This is a genomic window from Bacteroides luti, assembly GCF_900128905.1.
In the GTDB taxonomy this organism is placed as follows: domain Bacteria; phylum Bacteroidota; class Bacteroidia; order Bacteroidales; family Bacteroidaceae; genus Bacteroides; species Bacteroides luti.
The window spans coordinates 187,253-212,973 of the sequence record NZ_FQTV01000007.1; the positions used below are offsets into that span (position 1 = coordinate 187,253).

Annotated in this window: 21 protein-coding genes; 16 read left to right on the forward strand and 5 right to left on the reverse strand. The window is 36.5% G+C overall.

Annotated features, from left to right (window positions below):
- Window positions 1-3 precede the first annotated feature (3 nt).
- The 12 genes from BUC21_RS08335 to BUC21_RS08390 all read left to right on the forward strand — a co-directional run bounded on the left by BUC21_RS08335 (window position 4) and on the right by BUC21_RS08390 (window position 18,911).
- Window positions 4-1,902 carry a RagB/SusD family nutrient uptake outer membrane protein gene (locus BUC21_RS08335; protein WP_073401153.1) on the forward strand — a complete coding sequence of 633 codons (1,899 nt, stop codon included), beginning with the start codon at window positions 4-6 and terminating at the stop codon, window positions 1,900-1,902.
- A 33-nt stretch (window positions 1,903-1,935) separates the two neighbouring features.
- Window positions 1,936-4,953, forward strand: a complete 3,018-nt coding sequence (locus BUC21_RS08340; RefSeq protein ID WP_073401155.1) for a SusC/RagA family TonB-linked outer membrane protein — start codon at window positions 1,936-1,938, stop codon at window positions 4,951-4,953.
- 33 nt (window positions 4,954-4,986) lie between these two features.
- Window positions 4,987-6,675 carry a RagB/SusD family nutrient uptake outer membrane protein gene (locus BUC21_RS08345; RefSeq protein WP_073401158.1) on the forward strand — a complete coding sequence of 563 codons (1,689 nt, stop codon included), beginning with the start codon at window positions 4,987-4,989 and terminating at the stop codon, window positions 6,673-6,675.
- 34 nt (window positions 6,676-6,709) lie between these two features.
- The gene (locus BUC21_RS08350) at window positions 6,710-7,600 is read left to right on the forward strand and encodes a discoidin domain-containing protein (protein WP_073401220.1); all 891 of its coding nucleotides are present in this window, start codon (window positions 6,710-6,712) and stop codon (window positions 7,598-7,600) included.
- A gap of 54 nt (window positions 7,601-7,654) precedes the next feature.
- A complete protein-coding gene (locus BUC21_RS08355; RefSeq protein WP_175550502.1) occupies window positions 7,655-9,013 on the forward strand; it encodes a family 16 glycosylhydrolase in 1,359 nt (452 codons plus the stop codon).
- 67 nt (window positions 9,014-9,080) lie between these two features.
- Window positions 9,081-9,932: a glycoside hydrolase family 16 protein gene (locus BUC21_RS08360; protein WP_317043351.1), complete on the forward strand. Its 852-nt coding sequence runs from the start codon at window positions 9,081-9,083 to the stop codon at window positions 9,930-9,932.
- A 311-nt stretch (window positions 9,933-10,243) separates the two neighbouring features.
- A complete protein-coding gene (locus BUC21_RS08365; RefSeq protein WP_083547649.1) occupies window positions 10,244-11,386 on the forward strand; it encodes a glycoside hydrolase family 43 protein in 1,143 nt (380 codons plus the stop codon).
- Window positions 11,387-11,502: 116 nt separating this feature from the next.
- Window positions 11,503-13,308, forward strand: a complete 1,806-nt coding sequence (locus tag BUC21_RS08370) for a glycoside hydrolase family 2 protein (protein ID WP_175550503.1) — start codon at window positions 11,503-11,505, stop codon at window positions 13,306-13,308.
- 394 nt (window positions 13,309-13,702) lie between these two features.
- Window positions 13,703-14,926: a peptidase T gene (gene pepT, locus BUC21_RS08375; RefSeq protein ID WP_073401162.1), complete on the forward strand. Its 1,224-nt coding sequence runs from the start codon at window positions 13,703-13,705 to the stop codon at window positions 14,924-14,926.
- Window positions 14,927-14,947: 21 nt separating this feature from the next.
- Window positions 14,948-16,033 carry a glycine cleavage system aminomethyltransferase GcvT gene (gene gcvT / locus BUC21_RS08380; protein ID WP_073401164.1) on the forward strand — a complete coding sequence of 362 codons (1,086 nt, stop codon included), beginning with the start codon at window positions 14,948-14,950 and terminating at the stop codon, window positions 16,031-16,033.
- A gap of 133 nt (window positions 16,034-16,166) precedes the next feature.
- On the forward strand, window positions 16,167-18,422 hold the full coding sequence (locus BUC21_RS08385; protein WP_073401166.1) for a cation:proton antiporter: 2,256 nt from the start codon (window positions 16,167-16,169) through the stop codon (window positions 18,420-18,422).
- A gap of 66 nt (window positions 18,423-18,488) precedes the next feature.
- On the forward strand, window positions 18,489-18,911 hold the full coding sequence (locus BUC21_RS08390; protein ID WP_073401168.1) for an HIT family protein: 423 nt from the start codon (window positions 18,489-18,491) through the stop codon (window positions 18,909-18,911).
- 427 nt (window positions 18,912-19,338) lie between these two features.
- On the opposite strand, the gene BUC21_RS08395 is transcribed toward BUC21_RS08390, so the two are convergent.
- Complete coding sequence (locus BUC21_RS08395) at window positions 19,339-20,235, reverse strand: rhamnogalacturonan acetylesterase (protein ID WP_073401170.1); 897 nt, start codon at window positions 20,233-20,235, stop codon at window positions 19,339-19,341.
- A gap of 155 nt (window positions 20,236-20,390) precedes the next feature.
- On the opposite strand from BUC21_RS08395, the gene BUC21_RS08400 reads away from it, so the two are divergent.
- Window positions 20,391-21,065: a carbonic anhydrase family protein gene (locus BUC21_RS08400; RefSeq protein ID WP_073401172.1), complete on the forward strand. Its 675-nt coding sequence runs from the start codon at window positions 20,391-20,393 to the stop codon at window positions 21,063-21,065.
- Between the two features lie 176 nt (window positions 21,066-21,241).
- Window positions 21,242-22,069 carry an endonuclease VIII gene (locus tag BUC21_RS08405; RefSeq protein WP_073401174.1) on the forward strand — a complete coding sequence of 276 codons (828 nt, stop codon included), beginning with the start codon at window positions 21,242-21,244 and terminating at the stop codon, window positions 22,067-22,069.
- 8 nt (window positions 22,070-22,077) lie between these two features.
- Here the strand turns inward: BUC21_RS08405 and BUC21_RS08410 are convergent, their stop codons facing one another.
- The 4 genes from BUC21_RS08410 to BUC21_RS08425 form a co-directional block, all read right to left on the reverse strand.
- Entirely contained in the window at window positions 22,078-22,500 is a 423-nt protein-coding gene (locus BUC21_RS08410; protein WP_073401176.1) for an RNA-binding S4 domain-containing protein, read from the reverse strand.
- A 5-nt stretch (window positions 22,501-22,505) separates the two neighbouring features.
- Window positions 22,506-23,069 (reverse strand): aminoacyl-tRNA hydrolase, encoded by a 564-nt coding sequence (gene pth / locus BUC21_RS08415; RefSeq protein WP_073401178.1) that lies wholly within the window; start codon window positions 23,067-23,069, stop codon window positions 22,506-22,508.
- A gap of 18 nt (window positions 23,070-23,087) precedes the next feature.
- A complete protein-coding gene (locus tag BUC21_RS08420; RefSeq protein WP_073401179.1) occupies window positions 23,088-23,663 on the reverse strand; it encodes a 50S ribosomal protein L25/general stress protein Ctc in 576 nt (191 codons plus the stop codon).
- A gap of 167 nt (window positions 23,664-23,830) precedes the next feature.
- Window positions 23,831-24,214, reverse strand: coding sequence for a DUF3276 family protein (locus BUC21_RS08425; RefSeq protein ID WP_073401180.1), 384 nt, complete (start codon window positions 24,212-24,214; stop codon window positions 23,831-23,833).
- Between the two features lie 200 nt (window positions 24,215-24,414).
- Between BUC21_RS08425 and nusB the strand changes: the two genes are divergently transcribed.
- Window positions 24,415-25,341 (forward strand): transcription antitermination factor NusB, encoded by a 927-nt coding sequence (gene nusB / locus BUC21_RS08430; RefSeq protein WP_073401181.1) that lies wholly within the window; start codon window positions 24,415-24,417, stop codon window positions 25,339-25,341.
- 44 nt (window positions 25,342-25,385) lie between these two features.
- Window positions 25,386-25,721, forward strand: a complete 336-nt coding sequence (gene yajC, locus BUC21_RS08435; protein ID WP_073401182.1) for a preprotein translocase subunit YajC — start codon at window positions 25,386-25,388, stop codon at window positions 25,719-25,721.

Consider the following 25,721-nt stretch of genomic DNA (forward strand, 5'->3'; position numbering starts at 1 on the left):
AAAATGAAACATTTTAGTAAGTGGTTTATCGGAACATTTGTTGTAGCTACAATGGCTACCTCATGTGTGGATGACATAAAATTCGGTGATAGTTTCCTGGAAAAGGCTCCGGGAGTTGCTGTTACGCAAGATACAATTTTTGGAAAAGCTGAATATGCTCGTCGTTTTCTTTGGAACGCATATAGCAAACTTTATTATGGGTTAGCAACCAACTGGAATATGGTTGATGGCAAAATGAACACCGGTATGTTTGAAGTGCTTTCTGACTGCTGGCATAGTCATAATTCATGGGATGGATTAAATAGAAAATATTATTCAGGCTCTTATAAGGCTAGTGATGAAGATGGTGCTGACGATACTCGCTTTGGATATACAAAGGAAAATTGTTGGGTAGCAATACGTGCTTCTTTATTATTCATAGAAAATGTAGAGCGTGTTCCTGATATGGATGATAGCGAGAAAAAACGTTTGGCTGCAGAGGCAAAAGTTATTATAGCATCACGTTATTTCGACTTGTTCAGACATTATGGTGGATTGCCAATATTGGATAAATCTTATGATGTTCAGTCAAGCTATGAATTACCTAGAGCAACAGTAGAAGAAACGGTTAACTACATGACTCGCTTGCTTGATGAAGCAGCTCCTGTTCTTCCTTGGGACCTGGATGCTGATGGTGAATCAAACTGGCAAGGTCGTTTTACAAAAGCTGCAGCTATGGGATTGAAATGTAAAGTCCTTCTTTTTGCTGCCAGTCCTTTATTTAACGATAATCAGCCTTATTGCACAGAAGAGCCTCAAGATGCTGTAACTAAACATCAGGTGTGGTATGGTGCATACAAACCTGAGTTGTGGACTCAATGTTTAAAAGCATGCGAAGATTTCTTTACTGAGTTAAGTTCACAAGGACATTATGCTTTAATGCAGCCTACCGGAGCAACAACCGATGCTTATAGAAGTGCATTTAATGCAGCTTATTTTACAAGACAAGACAATACTGAACTATTGATTTCTACCAGAATTATTGGTAAGTACAACTGGGATTGGTGGTACTATTGGGGAGATTGGGTTGGTTATGGAGGTTATACTCCAACAGAAGAATATGTAGAGATGTTCCCTATGGCCGATGGTACTCCATTTACATGGGATAATCCGACAATTGCTGCAAATCCATTCTTTACAGATAATAGTTATAGTAAACCTATTCGTGACCCTAGATTGTATGAAACAATACTTGTAAATGGTGCTAAATACAGTGGCCGTGCTGTTGAACTTTGGTTAGGTGGCCGCGAAAACGTAAGTAGTACTGAAAAAGAAACAGGTGCGTATGCAACCGGTTACGGATTATATAAATTCTATAAAGAAGGTAAGGGTAGCTTAGCCGGAAATTATTTGGAATGGCCTTATTTGCGATTGGCAGAAGTTTATTTGATTTATGCAGAGGCTTTGTTAAAGAATAACAGGTTAGCTGATGCCATTAGACAAGTTGACATTGTTCGTGCAAGAGTTGGTTTAAAAGGTTTAGTAGAATCAAATCCAACCAAGCAACTTACAACCGATTCAAATGCTCTTATGGAAGAGATTTTACGTGAACGTGCTTGTGAGTTAGGTATGGAAGATGTTCGTCTATTTGATATGGTTAGAAATAAACGTGCTGATTTGTTTACGAAGACTTTACATGGTCTGAAAATTCAACGTGCTGATGGAGGTTCCGGTTCATGGTCTGATAAGAGTTCAAGTGTCCGTGGAGCTTTCCCTACTAAGTTTACTTATACTAAATTTGAGTTAACTAATAAATCCCGTGCTTGGTGGACAAACTTTAGTCCTAGATGGTATTTATCTGCTTTCCCACCTTCAGAAGTCAATAAAGGTTATGGATTAACTCAAAACCCAGGTTGGAAGTAACAACATGTATATTGACTTAAATAACGAATTGATATGAAAAATAAAATAATAGCTTTAGCAATATTTGCATGTGCAAGTTTAAATAGTTGGGCGCAGAATGAAAATAATGTAACTGGTAGGGTTATAGATCCGCTTGGGAATCCTGTATCGGGAGCATTAGTTTCAATCGTGAACAATCCGTTTGTTAAGGTAGCTACTGATAAGGATGGTAAATTCGAAATCATGGCTAGCAAAGAAAATGTATTGAAAATTCAGACAGCTGATGATGCCGTGAAAATGTATCCGGTGGTAGATTCTGGTAAGTCTGTAACAGTTGTGATGGATTTTTCTACTGGAAAAGTTAATTATGGTTTTGGTTTGGAACAAGCATTGGCTGAGTCTACAGGATCAGTTTCAACAGCCAATGCTGAAAGTATAAACAAACGTTCTGCATTAACTATTGGTAATTCTTTATATGGTAACGTTTTAGGATTAACTAATATGCAGAAAACTGGTGCTACATGGGATCAGAAATCATCTATGTATATCAGAGGACTGAAAACCCTTAACGGAAATAATGGTATATTGGTTGTGGTTGATGGATTGGAACGCGACAATAACTGGAACGTTTTGAATTACATTACTCCGGAAGAAGTTGAGTCAGTAAATGTTTTAAAAGATGCTGCGGCTTTGGCTTTATATGGATATAAAGGAGTGAATGGTGTTTTGAACATTGTTACTAAACGTGGTAAATACAAATCAAGAGAAATAAGTTTCAGTTATGATCATGCTATTGACTGGCAAGTTCGTAAACCGGAAATGGCCGATGCATATACTTATGCCAGTGCATTGAATGAAGCATTGACAAATGATGGTAAGACTGTTCGTTATTCTCAGAATGAGTTGAATGCATTTAAAAGTGGACAGTATCCTTATTTATATCCAAATGTAGATTGGTGGAAAGAAACATTCAGAAATACTGGAGCTTCAGATATTGCTACATTAAGTTTCCGTGGCGGTAGCACCAGAATGCGTTATTATACAATGATGAATTTGCAGGCTAACCAAGGTTTTATCGCTAATTCAAATAAGAATGTTGGTTATTCTACTCAGGAAAAATTCTCGAAAGGTAATTTCAGAACAAACCTGGATATGGACTTATCTCCTAATACAAAGATGCAAGCTAATATTATGGGAGTATTGAATGAATTCAGTCGTCCGGGATTAGGTTCTGATAATCTTATTTCAAAGCTTTATACTGTTCCGTCTGCTGCATTCCCTATTAGAACTCAAGATGGACTTTGGGGAGGTAATGCTACATGGAATGGTTATTATAACCCAGTGGCTTTGACTCAGGCGCGTGGTTATACCAAAGGACATACTCGTGCATTATATGCCGATATGGCATTAAAGCAAGATCTTTCTGATTTTGTAAAAGGATTAGGAGGTAATATCCGTATTGGATATGACAATATCGCTTCATATTGGGAAAACCATTCCAAAGAATATAAATATGGTAGTCAAAGTGTTTCAAGCTGGCAGAATGGTGCTCCTGCAGCATATAATACTTATACTGGTGGTTCTGATAGTGAAATGAGTGGTGATAGTAAATTGGACTGGCAATATCGTTCATTCAATTTTCAGGCAAATGTGGATTATCAACGTCAGTTTGGTTCTCACAACTTATATACAATGTTGATGTATTCATATAAATATGATAATGCGAAGGGTGTAAACCAGACTTTCTATCATCAGAATTTAGCATGGTATACTCATTATGGATACAAGAATCGTTATTTTGCTGATTTTACATTGATGAATTCGGCTTCTAATGTTCTTGAAACAAATAGTAAATGGCATCTTTCTCCAACAGTTGGATTAGCTTGGGTTATGTCTAATGAAGACTTTATGAAGAATGTGAACTGGGTTGATTTCTTAAAGCTTCGTGCTTCATGGGGAATCTTAAGTACAGATAATATTCCTTATAACGGTTATTGGAATGAAACAGTCACAGGTGGTAGTGGTTATCCTATAAGAGATAACTTTAGTAATGATGGTAGCTGGCAGGAAGGAGCTTTACCTTCTTTAAATGGTACAACAGAAAAAGCTCATAAGTATAATCTTGGTTTAGATGCAGGTTTATTTAAAGGATTAACTTTGACTATCGATGGTTTCTATGAAAGACGTTCTGATATTTGGGTTAACACTTCCGGAAAGAACTCTTCAGTACTTGGTGCTTCCAATTCTTATAAAAATGCAGGAATTGTTGATAGCTGGGGTACTGAGATTGGAGCTGATTACAATAAAAATATCGGCGATTTCACTCTGACTCTTGGAGGTAAGTTTACTCTTTCTAAAAACAAGATAAAAGAACAGCTGGAAGCTCCTCAGGCTTATGATTATTTGCGCTCAACAGGTAAGTCGGTAGGACAAATATTTGGTTTGCAAGCTATCGGATATTTTGTTGATCAGGCGGATATTAATAACAGTCCAACACAGCAGTTTGGTCAGGTAAAACCAGGTGATATTAAATATAAAGATCAGAATAATGATGGTGTAATCAATAACAACGACTTTGTTGCTATGGGATATAATTCAACCGTTCCTGAAATTTATTATTCATTCAATGTAGGTTTGGAATGGAAAGGTTTAGGCTTTAATGCTCAATTCCAGGGAGTAGGTAATTACACTGCAATATTGGAAACGACTAGTCTTTATAGGCCATTGGTAGGTAACTCTACTATATCTAATTATTATTATGCTAATAGATGGAGTGCTGAAAATCCAAATGCTCGTTTTCCTCGTTTAACAACAGAATCTGTTGATAATAACTTAAAAACAAGTTCTGTTTGGATGGCCGATCGTTCTTTCTTGAAATTACGTAACTGTGAAATATATTATAAGTTACCAGCTTCATTCTTAGAAAGAATAAAGATCAAGAATGCTAAATTTTATGTAAGAGGAATTGATTTGCTATGCTTTGATAAGATCGACGTAAGTGATCCTGAAGCAATGGGAGTATCATATCCTGCAACACGTTCTGTGAATTTTGGGCTATCTCTTGGCTTTTAAGGATTTATTCAATAAACAGAAAAAAGTATTAATATGAAATTAAAAAATATATTCATAGGCTTAGGTTGTGTACTTGCTTTTTCATCTTGTACTAATGAAATGGATTATCACGAGTATACAGTATATGGTAAAGACTATGTCTTTACAGACTTTACCCGTACAAGTGGCTTTGTTACCAATATATATAGTTACCTTGATTCAGATTTACCTTCTAATGGTTCATTAAGTTCTGCGTGCGATGAATCTGAATATGCCTGGTCATGGTCTAATGTTCATGATTATTATAATGGTTCATGGGGACCACTTAACTCATATTCATTATGGGGATATTACAAGGCTATCAGAGAAGCAAACTACTATCTGAAAGAATTCCCGAATGCAGATTTCTCTGAACTTAAGTTTGATAAAGATTATCAGGCTCAGATGAATCGTTTCAATCGTTATCAGTATGAAGTCCGTTTGTTGAGAGCTTATTATTATTTCTTATTGGTCAGAGCATACGGAGACGTACCGTTTACAACAAATGTTCTTACAGAAGATGAAGCTAATAAATTAGAAAGAACTCCTGCTGCGACCGTTTTCCAATTTATAACAGACGAATGTGATGCTGTTGCTGATAAATTACCTATAAACTACAATGATTTAAAAGAAGATGCATCAACAATAGGTAGTGTTGAAACTGGTCGTGTAACTCGTGGTATGGCTTTGGCATTGAAAGCAAGAACACTTTTGTATCAGGCAAGTCCATTATTTAATGCAAATAATGATTTGACTTTGTGGAAAAAGGCTGCTGAAGCTAGCAAGACCGTTATTGATTATTGTAGTCAGAACAGCATTAAGCTTGGCAAATATTCAGCTTTGTGGGGAACTGATAACTGGAAGGCTTCAGAAATGATTTTTGTTAGAAGAATAGGTGATACTAACTCTCCGGAAACAACAAATTTCCCTGTTGGTATGGAAAATGGTAATTCAGGAAACTGTCCGACACAAACTTTGGTTGATGCTTATGAAATGAAAACAACCGGAAAGGCGTGGGATGAAACTGAAAGTGGTTATGATCCTCAAAAACCATATACAAACAGAGACCCACGATTAAGTATGACTGTTGCTGTTAATGGAGAGAAATGGCCTAGCACAAATGCAAATCTTTTAGAGACATATATTGGAGGTAGAAATGGTCTGCCTATATCTGGTGCTACTCCAACAGGATATTACCTGAAGAAATATTTGGATGGAACTATTGATATCAGTGCTCAAAATAGCAGTGGTGGAAAGAAACACAACTGGATTACTTTCAGATTAGGCGAGTTTTATTTAAATTATGCTGAGGCTGTATTTAAATATTTAGGTTCGGCAGATGCAACAAATGATCAATTTACAATGTCTGCTAAAGATGCCGTTAATGTTATCCGAAATCGTGAAGATGTTAAGATGCCTGCATTCCCTGCTGGATTATCAAATGCTGATTTCTGGAAAAAGTACGAACGTGAACGTATGGTTGAGTTAGCTTTCGAAGGACATCGTTTCTGGGATGTTCGTCGCTGGAAAGAAGGTGATAAGTTTAAGAGTATTGTTAGAATGGAGATTTCAAAAGATAATAGTAATTATACTTATAACCGTGTTATAAAGAATCGTATCTGGGATGATAAGATGTATTTATTCCCTATTCCGGATGTTGAAATAAGAAAGAATCCTAATCTTACTCAAAATCCAGGTTGGTAATCAGGTATTATTAAATTATTAAAAGATGAAAACCATGAAACTAAAATTTATATATTCATTAGCAGTTGTATTTCTTCTGCTAATGAATGCATGTGATGATAAAATTGAGCAATTTGAACTAGTTGGGTATACCGGTGTTCCTGCTTCTATTGATACTAAGGCAGTTCAGTCGGAGGCATTACCCGGACAAATAAAACTTAAATGGCAGGCTCCTGCTGGAGATTTTGCTTATTTGCAGATAAAATATTATGATCCGTTACAAAAAAAGGATATATATAAAATAGCATCAAAAGGTACTACCGAGATGCTTATTAGTAATACAAGAGCCCGTTATGGAGCATATAAATTTTATTTCCAGACATTTAATGCAGCTAAAGAAGGTGGAGATATAAATATTGTTGAGGCTACTTCGGGTGCAGCACCTTCAGTTACTACTGTAGCTGAGAAGACAAAGATAACTCTTACCGACACTCAATTAAGTACTAATGCTCAGGAACCAACAGAGGGCCCAATAAAGAATCTTCTTGACGGAAATTCAGGAACTTTCTTCCATACAAGATGGAGCTCTCCTCAAATTTCATTGCCTCAGTATATTCAGATTAACTTTAATGAAGCTCATGAAAACTTTTTGATATATTACATGAACCGAAACAATTCTGGAACATCTGCAAGACCAAGTAGTGTTGAATTACAGATAAGTAATGATGGTCAGAATTGGGAAACAGTAACAACCCTTTCTGGGTTACCAACTGCTGTAAGTTCTGAGTATACATCAAACTATGTTGCTCCAGGCAAAAAGTTTACCTACTTCCGTTTTAATGTAATTGCTACCAGTGGAAATACTAAGTACTTCAATATGGCAGAATTTGCAATATACGATGTTAAACTGAATGTATTTAATCCTGAAACAGACGAAAAGGATTAGTCCTTTGCAGTTACTATGAAAAAAACTTTTATAAATATTATCGCAGTCATTTCAATGGCTGCGATAATATCTACATTTTCTGCATGCAGTGACAATGATAACCTTGCAACAGATAATGTAGATACATCATTGCTTTGTTTGAAACAATCTGCTGATTGTTGGAATGGTTCCGATGCTGCCATATCAATGAAAATTGCCTCTTCTCAGAAAAAAGATACAGTTGTTAATTTGAATCTTGCGTTGTATCAGAACAGAGTTGCCAATAAGAATGTTAATGTTGACCTGATGATAGATAAAGATTCATTAGCAAAATTAATAAGTAATGCAGAAAAAGGTAGCTTGTATGAAAAGGCACAACTTTTACCAGACAGTTATTACGAATTATCGTCTAATCAGCTTTCAATGAAAACCGGTGAAAAAGAAGGTTCTTCATTGACTGTAACCATTCATAAAGATAAATTGCTGGCTGATGATATTGTAAGAAGAAACGGAAAATTTGTTTTGCCGGTTAAGATTAAGAACTCAACTTCTTATACAATAAATAAGAAAGTAAATTCTTTAATGCTGGTATTTAAGTTTGCCGATTTCGATGAAACAAAACCAGATCCGGCTATACCTGAAAGTGAAAAAGATGGTATGCAACTGATTTGGAGTGATGAATTCAACTCTAACGGTGCTCCTGATTCGAATAACTGGACTTTTGAAAAAGGCTTTGTTCGTAATGAAGAACTACAATGGTATCAGTCGGATAATGCTCAATGTAAAGATGGTACTTTGGTAATTACAGGAAAAAAAGAAAGAGTGCAGAATCCTAATTATGTGGCAGGTAGTTCCAGTTGGAAAACAAATCGTCAATATGCAGAGTATACTTCTACTTCGATGACTACTCACAGTAAATTCGATTTTCAATACGGACGACTGGAAGTCAGGGCAAAGATTCCGACAGGGAAAGGTGCCTGGCCAGCTATATGGACTCTTGGTAATTGGTACGATTGGCCATCATGTGGTGAAATTGATTTGCTGGAATATTATCTGATTGGCGGTGAACCTTATATTCTTGCTAACACAGCATGGGGAACAGATAAAGCATGGACTGCTCAGTGGAATTCTGTTAAAACAAAATTCTCCAGTTTTACAGCAAAGGATGCCGATTGGGCAAAGAAATACCACGTATGGCGTATGGATTGGAATGAAGATGAAATAGATCTATATGTAGATGATGTTTTGTATAATACCACAAAACAGTCTCAAACACAAAATGGATCTGCTGCAAATTATACGTGGCCATTTAAACAAAAGCAATATATATTGTTAAACCTGGCTATTGGTGCAAATGGAGGCACACCTGCTGATGACGCTTTCCCAATGCAATACATGATTGATTATGTTCGGGTATATCAAAAGAAATTGTGAACATAGATTTTTTGAGTATTGATTAACGTTTTCTTAGGTGTTAGTTTTTTATTTATTAATGAATAACATGAAAAAGTATAATAATACAGATATGAAAATGTATAAGCTTTTATTGCTATGTTTTTTTGTTCCAACTTTAGCTTTTGGACAAAAGTGGAAGCTGGTGTGGAGCGACGAATTTAATTATAAAGGAAAGCCCAATGAAAAATTCTGGAGCTTTGAGAAAGGATTTGCCCGCAATGAAGAGTTGCAGTGGTATCAGGATAAAAATGCATATTGCAAAAAAGGTGTTTTAGTTATAGAAGCACGTAGGGAAAAAGTCCTGAATCCTGAATACAAGAAGGGAGATACTAATTGGAAAACGTCAAGAGAGTATGCAGAATATACATCTTCTTCTATAAAGACCGAGGGTAAAAAGGAATTTTTATACGGACGTGTTGAGGTTAGAGCAAGGATATCTACAGCATGCGGATCATGGCCTGCAATCTGGACTTTAGGTAAAGATAAGGAATGGCCGTCAAGTGGTGAAGTTGACTTGATGGAATTTTATCGTATAAACAATGTCCCTTCAATATTGGCCAATGCTGCGTGGGGAACAAATGTAAGATGGAAAGCTAAGTGGGATGGTTCAAATAAACCTTTGAGCCATTTTACAGAAAAAGATGCTGATTGGGCAAGTAAATTTCATATCTGGCGTATGGATTGGGATAAAGATTTTATCCGGTTGTATCTTGATGATGAATTATTGAACGAGGTTGATCTTTCTAAAACGATCAATGCGGATGGTAGTAATGCGTTTCATCAACCGCAATATTTGCTTTTGAATCTTGCAATAGGACGTAATGGGGGAGATCCTTCTCAAACAAAATTTCCATTAACCTATGAGATAGATTACGTGCGGATTTATCAGCAAAAATAGGAATCCGGTTTATTAAGTTGAGTTGTTTCCAGGGTTTAGAATAACTTTCTTTCAGAGGTTGCCTGATACTTGTTGTCATTGGCAACCTCTTCTTTTAGTACGTATTTCTGTGTTAAATAAGTTATATTTTTCTTTTGCTATATCCTTCTAGATAAGGATTTCCGGAATTTATAACTTAGTGAACTAGAATTATACATCTTTTATGTATAAGTATTGGTGAATAGGCTAAAAACGGAACTTAAAGAGCTATTTTTAGTGCATTTACATAATTTGAGAGTCTATATTTGCGTATAATCTTTAAATTTTAATTAATGAGATATAAGAGTCTTTTTAGAATTATCACTCCTGTTTTAATGGCTTGTGTAGCCTTTTTCAGTGTTCAGGTTGGTGCAGTAAATAAATCATTTTATCCGGGTAAGATATGGCCCGATGATAAAGGTGTTCATATTAATGCTCATGGAGGTGGAACTTTATATTTTCAGGGTAAGTATTATTGGTTTGGAGAGTTCAAAAGCGAAAATACCAGTAGTGCTTTAGTTGGAGTAACCTGCTATTCTTCTTCCGATCTTTATAACTGGAAAAACCAGAGGATTGCTTTAAGTGTTGAAGAAGATGAGAAAAGTGATATAACTAAAGGTTGTATTATTGAACGTCCTAAGGTTGTATATAATAAGAAGACGAATAAGTTTGTGATGTGGTTTCACCTGGAACTTAAAGGAAAAGGATATGCTGCTGCTCGTGTTGGTGTTGCTGTGAGCAATAAGATAACCGGACCATACAAGTTCGTTCGTTCGTTTCGTTCCAATCCAGGAATCTATCCAATGAATATGACAGATGAACAAAAGAAGCTCTCTTTGAATACTGAAGATTATAAAGAGTGGTGGACTCCGCAATGGTACAAAGCTGTTGATAATGGCTTGTTTACAAAAAGAGATTTAAAGGATGGGCAGATGTCTCGCGATATGACAATTTACGTTGACGACGACGGAAAGGCTTACCATATTTATTCGTCTGAAGAGAACCTGACTCTACAGATTGCCGAATTAACAGACGATTACTTAGGTCACTCCGGAAAATATATTCGTATTTTCCCCGGTGGACACAATGAGGCTCCAGCAATATTCAAGAAAGATGGCGTGTACTGGATGATTACTTCTGGTTGTACCGGGTGGGATCCTAACGAGGCTCGTATGTTTTCTGCTACAAATATCTGGGGACCTTGGAAAAAGTATCCTAATCCTTGTGTGGGAAATGATGCTAAACTGACTTTCCATTCCCAAAGCACTTTTATTCAAAAAGTGGAAGGGAAAAAAGATGCTTATATCTTTATGGCAGACAGATGGACGCCTAAACATCCTATCGATGCCCGTTATATATGGCTGCCCATTCTCTTTGAAAATGGCAAACCGGTATTGAAATGGTATGACCAATGGAACCTCAACATTTTTAAATAGAAAAGCATTAATTAATTAAAATAACACTCTTTTGAATTATTTGTGGAGTAAAGATTGTCTTTTAAAGTATATCTTTGCTCCACTATTTTATAAAAAGAACCTTAAAGAATAAGATTATGAGGAAATTAATGCTGGTTTTATTAGCATGTATCTCTGCACTTTCGCTGGTGAAAGCTGATACGATACTGAATAATGTATACGCACGCCACACACAATCACTAAACGGATCCTGGAATTCCATCGTGGATCCCTTCGACAATGGGTATTATGACTATAGGCTTAATGTAAGCAACAACGGCTTTTTTAAAAATCAGAAGGCTAAATCTAAATCGGACTTGGTGGAGTATAATTTTGATACTGCTCCGCTGATCAAAGTTCCGGGCGACTGGAATACGCAAGATGATAAACTGTTCTTTTACGAAGGTAGTGTTTGGTACAAGAAAGACTTTAATTATACTCCCAAACCGGGTACCAAAGCATTCCTTTATTTTGGTGCTGTGAACTACTTCTGTAATGTTTATCTGAATGGCGAACAGATTGGAACTCACGAAGGCGGATTTACTCCTTTTAATTTTGATGTGACCAATAAACTTAAAGAGGGAAGTAACTTTGTGATTCTTCGGGTGAACAATGAACGTAAACCGGAAGGTGTGCCAACGGTGAATTCCGACTGGTGGAATTATGGAGGAATTACCCGCGACGTTTTGCTTGTAGAAACTCCTGATGTATTTGTAGACGATTATTTGGTTCAACTTCCCAAAGGAAGCTATGACAAGGTGGAAGGTTACGTTCAGCTAAATGAAAAGAAGGCCGGGGTAGAAGTTTCTGTAGAGATTCCTGAGTTGAAGATTCAGAAGAAGCTGCTGACTGATGCTGAGGGAAAAGCGGTCTTTGCTTTAAAGGCTAAACCAAAACTCTGGTCGCCTGAATCTCCAAAACTGTATGATGTGATAATTCGTAACGGTGAAGATGTTCTGAATGATAAAATAGGTTTCCGCCAGATAGAGACACAAGGAAAAAATATCTTATTGAATGGCAAGAAGACTTTCCTTAGAGGTATATCCATTCACGAAGAAGCACCTTACCGTCAGGGACGAGTTTTCTCGAAAGAGGAATCAATGCTTCTGTTAAGCTGGGCAAAAGAACTGGGATGTAATTTTGTTCGTCTGGCTCATTACCCGCACAATGAATTTATGGTTCGTGCTGCTGAAGAGATGGGGCTAATGGTTTGGAGTGAAATACCGGTTTACTGGACTATTCACTGGAGCAATCCGGATACTTATAAGAATGCTTCCACACAATTAAATGATATGATGGAACGCGACAAGAATCGTTGCGGCATTATAATCTGGTCGGTAGCCAACGAAACTCCGCACAGCGATGCACGCGATAAGTTCCTTGCCGATCTTGCTGCTCAGGTTCGTGCAAAAGACAACACTCGCTTGTTAAGCATGGCAATGGAAGTAACCGGAACAAAAGGAAATGTGAGTCAGGTAAAAGATTACATGAGCAAGTATGTAGACATTATCAGTTTCAACAATTACCTGGGATGGTATGGTGGAACGCCGGAAGATTGCAAAACCCGTCAATGGGATATTCCGTATGACAAGCCATTCTTCATCAGCGAATTCGGGGGAGGAGCATTGCAAGGTAAACACGGCGACAAAACAGAACGTTGGACGGAAGAGTATCAGGAAGAACTTTACAAAAACACCCTCGATATGTACAACCGTGTAGACGGATTTGCCGGAACTTCTCCATGGATTTTGATGGATTTCCGCTCTTCACGTCGCCAGTTAAACGGTATTCAGGATTTCTTTAATCGTAAGGGAGTAATATCTGAAAGAGGTTTGAAAAAGAAAGCATTCTATGTGCTTCAGAACTTCTATAAGATGAAAAAGGAACAAGAGCTGAAACATTAACAAATCTCTCTAGTAATATTTTTGTTTTGATGTATATCTAAGTATATTTTTGATGTATATCAAAGTATGCTTTAGATGTACATCAAACTACTATTATGATGTACATCAAAAGAATATTCAGACCCGGGTCTAAAATAAAATCTCCCGGCATTGATTTTAAAAACAGCCTGCAGTCGTTTGAGTTTTACTGCAATAGGTATTTAGATATAGTTTTTTCGGATTAACATAAAAGTAATATAGTTACCCGCTATATTATTAATTTTGACCCATAGAAAACTCAAGTAAAAACACACTGCAGTTTGAAAAATAAAAAAGAGCCACGGATTACTTTGTAATTCGTGGCTCTTTTTTTACCTTTACAAGCAGTATAAAAACAACATAAAAATTTAATTATATGACTTTAGTAGAACGTTTTTTTAAATATGTCAGTTTTGACACCCAATCGGACGAGCTAACCGGGCTAACTCCAAGCACTCCGGGACAGATGATTTTCGCAGAATATCTTAAAACAGAACTGGAAGCTATGGGGCTGGAAGAGATTTCTCTAGACAACTACGGTTACCTTTTTGCTACACTTCCTGCAAATACTGATAAAAAAGTTCCAACCATCGGATTCATTGCACACATGGATACAAGTCCCGATATGAGCGGCAAACACGTTAGCCCACGTATCGTTGAAAAATATGACGGAAAAGATATTCTTCTTTGCAAGGAAGACAGAGTGATTCTTTCTCCGGAAATGTTTCCCGAACTGTTGGATCATAAAGGGGAAGACTTGATTGTAACCGACGGAAAAACTCTTCTTGGTGCAGATGATAAGGCAGGTATTGCAGAAATACTTACTGCCATTGCTTATTTGCAGGCACATCCTGAAATTAAACACGGAAAGATTCGTATTGGATTTAATCCTGATGAAGAAATTGGAGAAGGTGCTCATAAGTTTGATGTGGAGAAATTTGGTTGCGATTGGGCTTACACCATGGATGGTGGTGAAGTAGGCGAACTTGAATTCGAAAACTTCAATGCAGCTTCGGCTAAGGTTACTTTCAAAGGCCGTAACGTTCATCCGGGATATGCAAAGCATAAAATGGTTAACTCAATACGTATTGCCAATCAATTTATTTCAATGTTCCCTCGTCACGAATCACCTGAACACACAGAAGGTTACGAAGGTTTCTATCACCTGATTGGTGTTAACGGAACGGTGGAACAAACTACGGTTTCTTATATTATCCGTGATCACGATCGTTCAAAGTTCGAAAATCGTAAGACCGAAGTTGAACACCTGGTTCGCAAAATCAATTCAGAGTTTGGTGAAGGAACTGCAACTCTTGAATTGAAGGATCAGTATTACAATATGCGCGAAAAGATTGAACCGGTAATGCACATTATCGATACAGCCTTTGCTGCAATGAAAGCTGTAGGAGTTGAACCTAAGGTAAGAGCTATCCGTGGAGGAACAGACGGAGCACAACTTTCTTTCAAAGGTTTGCCTTGTCCAAACATCTTTGCAGGAGGCTTGAATTTCCATGGCCGTTATGAATTTGTACCAGTACAATCTATGGAAAAAGCAACCAAAGTGATCATTAAAATTGCTGAGCTTGTAGCCAGCAAATAAGAAATAAAAAATTCTAATACTATGAAAACCACGCCATTTACTGACAAACACATTTCTTTAGGTGCAAAGATGCACGAATTTGCCGGCTATAATATGCCGATTGAATATTCCGGAATTATAGATGAGCACCTTACCGTTTGCAACGGAGTAGGGGTGTTTGATGTTTCTCACATGGGAGAATTCTGGGTAAAAGGTCCAAATGCACTTGCTTTTCTTCAAAAAGTTACTTCTAATAACGTAGCTGCATTGACTATAGGCAAAGCACAGTATACTTGCTTCCCAAACGAAGACGGTGGTATTGTAGACGATTTGCTGGTTTATTATTATGAACCTGAAAAATATATGCTGGTAGTTAATGCCTCTAACATAGAAAAAGACTGGAATTGGTGCGTGAGTCATAACACTGTGGGCGCAGAACTGGAAAATGCTTCCGATAAAATGGCTCAGCTTGCTGTTCAGGGACCAAAAGCCATTGAAGTGCTGCAGAAACTAACGTCTGTGAATCTGTCAGAAATTCCATATTACTCCTTTACAACTGGTGAGTTTGCCGGATATGAGAATGTGATTATCTCGAATACCGGGTATACCGGTGCAGGCGGATTTGAACTTTATTTCTATCCCGACTGTGCAAATAGAATATGGAACACAATTTTTGAAGTCGGTGCTGAATATGGAATAAAGCCAATTGGTTTAGGTGCGCGTGATACACTTCGCCTTGAAATGGGATTCTGTCTTTATGGAAATGATTTGAGCGATACTACATCACCACTGGAAGCTGGATTGGGATGGATCACTAAGTTTGTGGATGGAAAGGATTTCACTAACCGTGCATTCCTTGAAAAACAAAAAGCAGAAGGTGTAACCCGTAAACTGGTTGCGTTTGAAGTGGTAGATAAAGGTATTCCCCGTCATGGATACGAATTGGTAAACGCAGAAGGAGAAAAGATTGGTGAAGTTACTTCCGGAACAATCTCGCCAACTCGTAAGATTGGTATTGGAATGGGATATGTAAAGACTGACTATTCTAAACCGGGAACTGAAATATTTATTAGCATTCGTGGAAAAGGAATCAAAGCTGTGGTTGTAAAACCTCCTTTCAGAAAATAAATTTTGGTATTTATTATAGTTAAGAATCAGGCGATATTGTAGCTAAATGCTATAATATCGCTTTTTTTAATGTCTGAAACTTTCCTTTCTGCTCGGAAAAAAGTATATTTGTGAAAACTAATCTGAAAATACGATGTCACATTTACCGAATCTTATAGCAGACTTAGCGCTCATTCTTATATCTGCCGGAATAACCACGTTGCTATTTAAGAAATTAAAACAACCGTTAGTTCTGGGATATATTGTTGCGGGTTTCCTGGTAGGGCCGCATACATTTCTAACCCCTTCTGTTGTCGATACAGCTAATATACAAACTTGGTCGGATATAGGTGTTATATTCCTTCTCTTTGCCCTTGGACTGGAATTTAGCTTCAAGAAAATATTGAAAGTAGGAGGGTCGGCCATCATTGCTGCCTGTACAATCATCTTTTGTATGATAGTGGTAGGAATAACTGTTGGTCTGGGATTTGGGTGGAAACGGATGGACTGTATTTTCCTTGGTGGAATGATTGCGATGTCTTCTACAACCATTATCTACAAAGCTTTTGATGATTTGGGACTAGGGAAGAAGAAGTTTGCCGGACTTGTGCTTAGCATATTGATTCTTGAAGATATTCTAGCCATTGTTCTTATGGTTGTGCTTTCTACAATGGCTGTAAGTAGCAGTTTTCAGGGGAGTGATCTTATTGCCAGCATATCTAAACTTGTTTTCTTTCTGGTTCTTTGGTTTGTTGTGGGAATCTTCCTTATTCCCGGAATCCTGAAAAAAACACGTAAGCTGATGAGTGATGAAACATTGATGATTGTTTCTTTGGGGATGTGTTTCGGAATGGTTGTGCTTGCTTCTCAGGTAGGATTTTCTCCGGCCTTTGGTGCATTTATTATGGGATCTATATTGGCCGAAACAATTGAGGCGGAACATATAGAACATCTGGTGAAACCAGTGAAAGATCTTTTTGGAGCAATATTCTTCGTTTCTGTAGGTATGATGGTAGATCCTTCAATGATTGTAGAATATGCTCTGCCAATTGCGGTAATTTCACTTGTTGTAATTCTGGGGCAAACTATTTTTGGAACCTCTGGTGTGCTTTTATCTGGACAGCCATTGAGGACTGCCATGCAATGCGGATTCAGCTTAGGTCAGATTGGTGAGTTTGCATTTATTATTGCTTCGTTAGGTGTAACATTGAAAGTAACAAGCCATTTCTTATATCCAATCGTAGTTGCAGTTTCTGTAATCACAACTTTTCTTACTCCGTATATGATTCGTCTTGCCGAACCGGCTTACGTAAAGGTTGACCGCTCAATGCCTCGCTCCTGGAAGCGGTTCCTCGACCGCTATTCTTCAGGATCGCAAACAGTGAACTATGAGAGTGACTGGAAGAAACTGCTTATGGCTATGGGGCGAAACATTGTTATATATTCTATTATAAGTATTGCCGTTATTATATTGTCCTTCCGTTTTGTTGCTCCAGTATTTCATAATTACCTACCTCAATTTTGGGCGGCATTATGTGGTACAATCTTTACTGTTCTTTGCATATCTCCATTCTTGAGGGCTATTGTGGTAAAGAAGAACCATTCCGAAGAGTTTGTGACGCTGTGGGAAGACAACCATGTAAATCGTGGTCCGTTGGTTTCTACAATTGTTTTAAGAGTGGTAATAGCAGTTGCGTTTGTTGCATTTGTTATTGCTCATTTCTTCAAAGCTTCTGTAGGATTAGCTCTTGGAGTGGCTGTAATTCTTGTCTTTTTAATGGTCTATTCAAGAGTATTGAAAAAGCAGTCTATCCTTATTGAACGCAGATTTATTCAGAATCTACGATTACGCGATATGCATGCCGAGTATATAGGAAGTAAAAAGCCGGCTTATGCAGGTAGTCTGCTTTCGCGAGACTTACACCTCACCGATTTAGAAATTCCGGGCGAGTCTGTCTGGGCCGGAAAAACATTGGCAGAACTCAATTTAGGTAAGAAGTATGGTGTGCATGTTGTTTCAATTCTCAGAGGAAAGCAACGCATTAATATTCCGGGAGCTTCTGTAAGACTTTTCCCTTTGGACAAGATTCAGGTTATAGGTACTGACGAACAGTTAAACTTGTTTAGTCAGCATATGATGAAGGAAGATGTGGTAGAAGATAATAAGGATTTAGAAAAAAGCATCATGACTTTGAAGCAGTTTATGATTAATATTAATTCTGTTTTTCTCGGCAAATCTATTCGTGAATCGGGTATTCGTGACAAATATAAGTGTCTGATTGTGGGGATGGAACGTGATGGTAATTCTCTGAGAACGCCGGATGTGAATGCTCCTTTCCAGGAAGGAGATGTGGTATGGGTTGTAGGCGAGAAAGAGGATGTGTACAAATTGGTAAATCAAAAGAGCTAAAAAATGCACCTTTGATAGAATATTTATAATTACTTTTACGACATTAACATAAAATAGATAGTAAAAATGAGTGATCCTAAAGATTGTCTGTATTGCCAAAACAATCAGACTTTGCATGATTTAATGATTGAATTTGCACAATTAAGTGTATCAAGAGCATTCCTTTTTAAGGAACAAACTTATAGAGGTCGTTGCCTGGTTGCATATAAAGATCATGTTAACGATCTTAATGAACTGAGTGATGAAGATCGCAATGCTTTTATGGCTGATGTTGCCAAAGTAACTAGTGCTATGAATAAAGCTTTCCATCCTGCAAAAATTAATTATGGTGCTTATTCGGATAAGTTGTCTCATCTACACTTCCATTTGGCTCCTAAATATGAAGGTGGTCCCGACTTTGGTGGCACATTCGTTATGAATCCGGGTAAGGTTTATCTTTCAGATGCTGAATATCAGGAACTGATTGATGCTGTAAAAGCTAATTTGTAATTAGATACAATCTACGTTTTATATAAAAAATGTGGTTGTTCCAAACGGAACAACCACATTTTTTTATTGTTTTTTTGTCTATTCTAAGAAAATGTCTTTTAAACTCAATTCTCAGAGACTTGTTTTACTTTTTTATAACCTATTGAGGAAATATCTAACTTATTCTTTTAAATGAGTATAGCTAATGAAAACCAGCTAGTTAATTACCTTTTTGGGGAAATATCTAACCTTCTTAAAAGTTGATGCTGTTAGTGTAAGCCAGCTGCTTAATTACCCTTTTTGGAAATATCTAACTTCTTTTTAAGAGTTGGTGCAAGTAGTGTAAATCAGCTGGTTAATTACTTTTTTGAGAAATATCAAACTTCCTTTTTTGAATGGATGCAGATATTGTAAACCAGTTGTTCAATTACCCTTTAGGTATTATATCTTACTTCTTTAAAGCATCTTTTAGCTTGCAGTTCTTTAATTCACGGATACCTTCTGCAACGGTTTGAGCATTTAATATAGCTCCGGCTTCTGAAGTATGAGTATGATCGCCATAATATAATGTTTGAATAGCATCTTTACCCATCTTGTCAAGCTTATCTGCTATAAGCTTATTCAAATCAATATATGGAACCTTCTCCATTGTTGCAGCTTCTTTAGTCCAAAGACCGAAGCCATCGCTATTACGAATAACAGCTACACTATCTTTAGAAGTAAACATGTTGCGAGGTATGTGTGATAATAGGATAGGAGTAGCCTTTTTAGCTTTTACATCCTTTGCATATTTACGCATATACCAGCCAAAAGAATGAACAGTCTCTTCTTTCCCGGTAAGCTCCATAACTACAGTGGTATCATTATCAGCATATCCTTTCAATGAAGCACGGGCACGTCCCATATTTAATGAACCGCTATCGTTATGTCCAAACTGAATAAGTACATAATCACCAGGTTTTACTGCCGAAAGTACCTTATCCCAAAGTCCTTCGGTAATAAAAGTACGACTGCTGCGTCCACCCAATGCATGGTTTTCTACCGATACTTTAGTTGTATCAATATAGTCTGCAAAGAAATGTCCCCATCCCCATTGGTGATTGCTACCATTATCTTTTCCATTCTTTACGGTTGAGTCACCTATTATAAAAACAACCGGACGACCTTTCTTTATAGACGATCCGGCAACTCCGGCATTGGCTTTCTTAGGATCGGCACCCGACTTTAAACCTAATAAATCTTCACCTGTAATTTGAGTTTTAGTAGTTTTGGCTTTTTCCTGAGCCGAAATAGTCATTGCAAATAGCGTAAATGCTACAATAAAACATAATTTTAATGCTTTCATATTTTAAAATTTAATCGTAGATATCTTTTCAGCAAAAGTCTGTATTTAGAATAATTTGAGAAATAGAGATATGTACATTCATATTAAAAAACATACATTATTACATTAAAAGTAATATTTTTGTGAGTGATTATTAAAAGGTAAAGGATAACAAAATGGGAGAACAAGAAAATAAATCAGAATTGGGTCTGGAACATATTCTTACTGGTTCCATACGTTCTAAAGAGGAGCAACAGAAACTTACCCCCAGTGAGGTTCTAGTTATTCTGAAAAAAGGGAATCAGGAATTTGTAGAAGATAATCTAACTGTTCGTAATAATTCCGACCGTATTCGTACAGCAGTTTTAGGGCAGTATCCGTTGGCAGTAGTTTTATCTTGCCTTGATTCGCGAGTTCCTGTTGAAGATATTTTTCATCGGGGTATAGGAGACATGTTTGTTTCTCGTGTAGCCGGAAATATAGTAAATGAAGATATTCTGGGAAGCCTCGAATATGCCTGCAAAGTTTCCGGATCTAAACTTATTGTTGTATTAGGCCATACGCATTGCGGAGCTATTCAGTCGGCAATTGATGATGTAAAGATGGGAAATATAACATCTTTACTTTCTAAAATTAAACCAGCTGTAGAAAAAGCTAATAGTTTTTATAAAGGAGATAAATCATCAAAGAATGATGAGTTTATGGATGCTGTCTGTCACTTAAATGTTCAAATATCAATTGATGAGATTAGAAGTAAAAGTCCTATTCTTAAAGAGATGGAAGACCTAAACGAAATTATGATTGTTGGTGCAATCTATGATATGAAAACAGGAAAAGTGGATTTCTTGTAATTGATACTTGTAAATGGTCCGGTAAAGCTTCTTTATCGGATATAAAAATAGAGCCGGACTTATTTGCAAGTCCGGCTTTTTTCTTCTTACTTTGTTTAACCACAAATAGAAAGTGGAGTATAAGCAAAAGTACAAGTTTTTCCGGACGATAATAAATCAATTAATATTTGACTGTTATGATTGAAATACCCGAATCTATTGTATTGTGCCGTCAGTTGAATAATACTATTAAAGGAAAGGTTATTACTGATGTTGTTGCAGGTTTTTCTCCTCACAAGTTTGCTTTCTTCTTGGGTGATCCTCAAAATTACCCATCACTCTTGATTGGGAAAAAAGTTATTGATTCCAATCCTCGGGGAGGTTTGGTTGAAATTAGTACAGAAAAAACCAGAATTGTATTTGGTGATGGAGCTAATCTTCGTTATTTTGGGTCTGGAAGTAAAATACCCGATAAGCATCAGCTCCTGATAGAATTTGATGATAATTCTTTTCTTGCTGTAACAGTGCAGATGTATGGCGGATTATGGGCTTTCCAGGTCGGTGCATTCGATAATCCATATTATCTTGTTGCGGTAGAAAAGCCTTCTGTTTTATCAGATGCATTTAGCAAAGATTATTTCATGAATCTTATTTCTGATGAAAATCTTCAGAAGAAATCTGCAAAAGCTTTGCTAGCTACCGAACAAAGAATTCCTGGTCTTGGTAATGGTGTATTGCAGGATATTTTGTATAATGCCGGCATACATCCCAAAAAGAAAGTTCAGGAACTGAATATACAAGAAAAGGAGATGTTGTATAATGTAATAAAGAATACGATATCTGAAATCTGTGAATTAGGTGGAAGAGATGTTGAAACAGATTTGTTTGGCAACGCCGGAGGATATAAAACAAAGCTTTCCAAAAATACTTCTGGAAAGCCTTGCTCTAAATGTGGTAGTATTATTATAAAAGAAAACTATTTAGGCGGAAGCATTTACTATTGTAAGGAATGCCAGCCATTATAGATTACTTTCTAATCTTCTGAATTAAAATCAAATTCGAAGTCAAAATCATCCATATATTCTGGAGTGCTGAAATCTTCTAATTCTCGACGATCTTTTTTTGTTGGTCGTCCTGTACCTCGTGCCCTGTCCACAAAACCACTAATTTTACTCATTTCAAGTATTTCATACTGATCAGGAGTGGTTACATTTTCCATGTATTCCGGCACAAGCTTAGCTCCAACTCGCTTTTCTATTGTTTGCAATACCTTAAATGAATAAGTAATAGGCGACTTTTTTACCTGAATAACATCACCTACTTTAATAGTGCGTGATGCTTTTACCTGTGAACCATTAATAGAAACACGACCTTTTTTACAAGCTTCGGCAGCGATAGTACGTGTTTTGAATATACGCGTTGCCCACATCCATTTGTCTATTCTCGCTTCAGCCATACTTTTTATTTTTTATTAAACTGATTCATTGTAAGAGATATGCCTGCCAGACAGAAACTTTTCACAATTTCGCCAGCCATTTCCAGGCGCTCATCCATTGTCTTCATATCTTCTTCGGTAAAATTGCCTAGAACAAAGTCAATCTGTCCACCTCGTGGAAAATCATTACCTATACCAAAACGCAGACGTGCATAGTTTTCGGTGCCCAAAGTTGCAGCTATATGCTTTAACCCGTTGTGACCAGCATCGCTACCTTTTCCTTTCAAGCGAAGAGTGCCGAACGGTAACGCTAAGTCGTCAACCACTACAAGTACGTTTTCTAAAGCAATTTTTTCTTTTTGCATGTAATAGCGTACTGCATTTCCGCTCAAATTCATATAAGTAGATGGCTTGAGCAAAATAAGCGTACGACCTTTTATCGATAGAGTAGCGGTAGCCCCATAACGTCCATCGGTAAAAACAATATTGGACGCCTTAGCAAGGGCGTCCAATACATTAAATCCTATGTTGTGACGAGTATCCCGGTATTCTTCACCGATATTACCCAATCCTACAATCAAGTATTTCATTAAACTTTAAAAAGTTAATTATTTATTTGCTGCAGCAGCAAGACCTCTTGCTACACGAGTCAACTTAACAGCACAAACAACAGCTTCCTTAGCAGTTAATAATTCAAGGTTTTCAAATGAAAGTTGTCCAACCTGGATAGTCTTACCTAAACCTAAGCTAGATACATTGATAACCAATTTTTCTGGGATGTTGTTGAATAATGCTTTAACTTTAATTTTACGCATTTGAAGAGTTAACTTACCACCGGCTTTAACACCTTCAGCCAAACCTTCAAGAGCTACTGGAACTTCCATTACGATAGGTTTAGCTTCATCAATCTGATAGAAGTCGATGTGAAGAATATTATCCTTTACTGGGTGGAATTGGATATCTTTCATGATAGCCTTAACCTTCTTACCTTCGATATCAAGATTTACAAGATAGATATCTGGTGAATATACCAAGTTACGAAGAGAATCGTTTGTTACTGTAAAGTGTAAGTTTTCTCCTTGTCCGTAAAGAACGCAAGGTACGCTGTCAGTCTTACGAATTGCTTGAGAACCTTTCTTTCCGAATTCGTTTCTCAATGATGCTTTAATTTCAATTGATTTCATTTTCTAATTTTTTTGTGTTACTCTAAATTAAGTTTTTTGTTGCTTAACTCACCATTACACGATGTGGTATATCACACGATGCCAGTAAAAAGCGGTGCAAAAGTACGCTTTCTTTTTTATATTACAAAGAAAAGGGAAGGATAAATGACTTAAATAAAAAATATTTCCTATTCAAAATCAATATCAATCTTTATTTCGTCAGAAATTATATGATCAGTATTTATTTCTTCTTCGTCAGCCTGATTGATTACAGTTTCTTCATTATTACCTTGGTTGTCGTTTATAAAAGAGATTGCTTGCGTTAATCCTGTCATAAACTTCTCAAAATCTTCTTTATAAAGAAAGATTTTGTGTTTTTCAAAAGAAACCTGTGAATCGTCTCCTTCTCCTGAAACTACTTTTTTACTTTCTGTAATAGCAATGAACATTTCGTCTTTACGGTTCTTTTTAACATCTAAATAATAAATGCGTTTACCTGCTTTGATTGATTTAGAAAAAACGATTTCCTTCTCGCTCATATCCACTGCGCTTTTCTTTTTGAACTCTTCCATAAACTAAATTATCACTGTTTTAATTCGGCCCCAAAATTGACTATTTTTTTTTAATAGGCAAAAGAATAGTGCAGAAACTTCTTGTAAAAACACATTTTTAATTTTAAAGAGCTATTTATTCATTAAAAAATGTAATTTGTTTGTGTGAACACTCTAAAATATCTACTTTTGTACGTTGAATTAATGAATTGAAAAAAGTTATGATTAACAGAGTTCTTATTCGTCTTAAGATCGTACAGATTGTGTACGCTTACTATCAAAATGGAAACAAAAACCTGGATACAGCCGAAAAAGAGTTGTTTTTTAGTCTTTCGAAGGCTTACGACCTCTACAACTACTTGTTGTTGTTGATGATAGAATTGACGAACTTTGCCCATAAACGTATTGATGCGGCAAAAAATAAATTAGTACCTTCTCAGGAAGATTTAGCCCCTTGCATGAAATTTGTGGAAAACAAATTTATTGCCCAATTGGAAGTAAACAAACAACTTTCAGAGTTTGTAACTAACCAAAAGAAAACATGGGCTAATGAAACCGATTTTATCAAAGAACTATTTGATAAAATTGCCAGTTCCGATATATATAAGGAGTATATGGAGTCTGAAGAGTCTTCTTATACTGAAGATCGTGAGTTATGGAGAAAAATCTATAAAAACTTCATTATGACTAATGAATCTTTAGATCAGGTTTTGGAAGATCAAAGCTTATATTGGAATGATGATAAGGAAATAGTTGATACCTTTGTTATTAAAACAATCAAGAAATTTGAGGAGAAACAAGGTGCAAATCAAAAGCTATTGCCTGAATTTAAAGATGATGAAGATCAGGAATTTGCTCGCAGATTGTTCCGCCGTTCAATTCTGAATGAAGATTATTACCGCCATTTAATAAGCGAGAATACTAAGAACTGGGATTTAGACCGTGTGGCTTTCATGGATGTGATTATTATGCAGATTGCATTAGCGGAAATACTTAGTTTCCCTAATATTCCAATTAGTGTATCTTTGAATGAATATGTAGAAATTGCGAAACTATATAGTACCGCAAAAAGTGGCAGTTTTATTAATGGTACATTGGATGGAATAGTTAATCAATTAAAAAAAGATGGAAAGCTAACAAAAAACTAATATATTTGTTTTTTCATTGATTATAAAACTATAAAGAATATTTTATGAACTTATCAGTATTATTGCAAGCACCTGCAGCTGGTGCCAGTGGTTTCTTAAGTGGTGGCGGTGGAACTATTTTAATGATGGTAGCCATGTTTGCTATTATTTATTTTTTTATGATTCGTCCACAAAACAAAAAACAAAAAGAAATACAGAATTTCCGTAAAGGATTGGAAGTAGGTCAAAAGGTTATTACTGCCGGTGGAATACATGGAAAAATTAAAGAAGTAAATGATGATTTTATTGTTCTTGAGATTGCAGATAATGTTCGTATTAAAATAGATAAGAATTCTATTTTTGCTGCTGCATCTGATGCAAATCAAGCAAATGCGAAATAG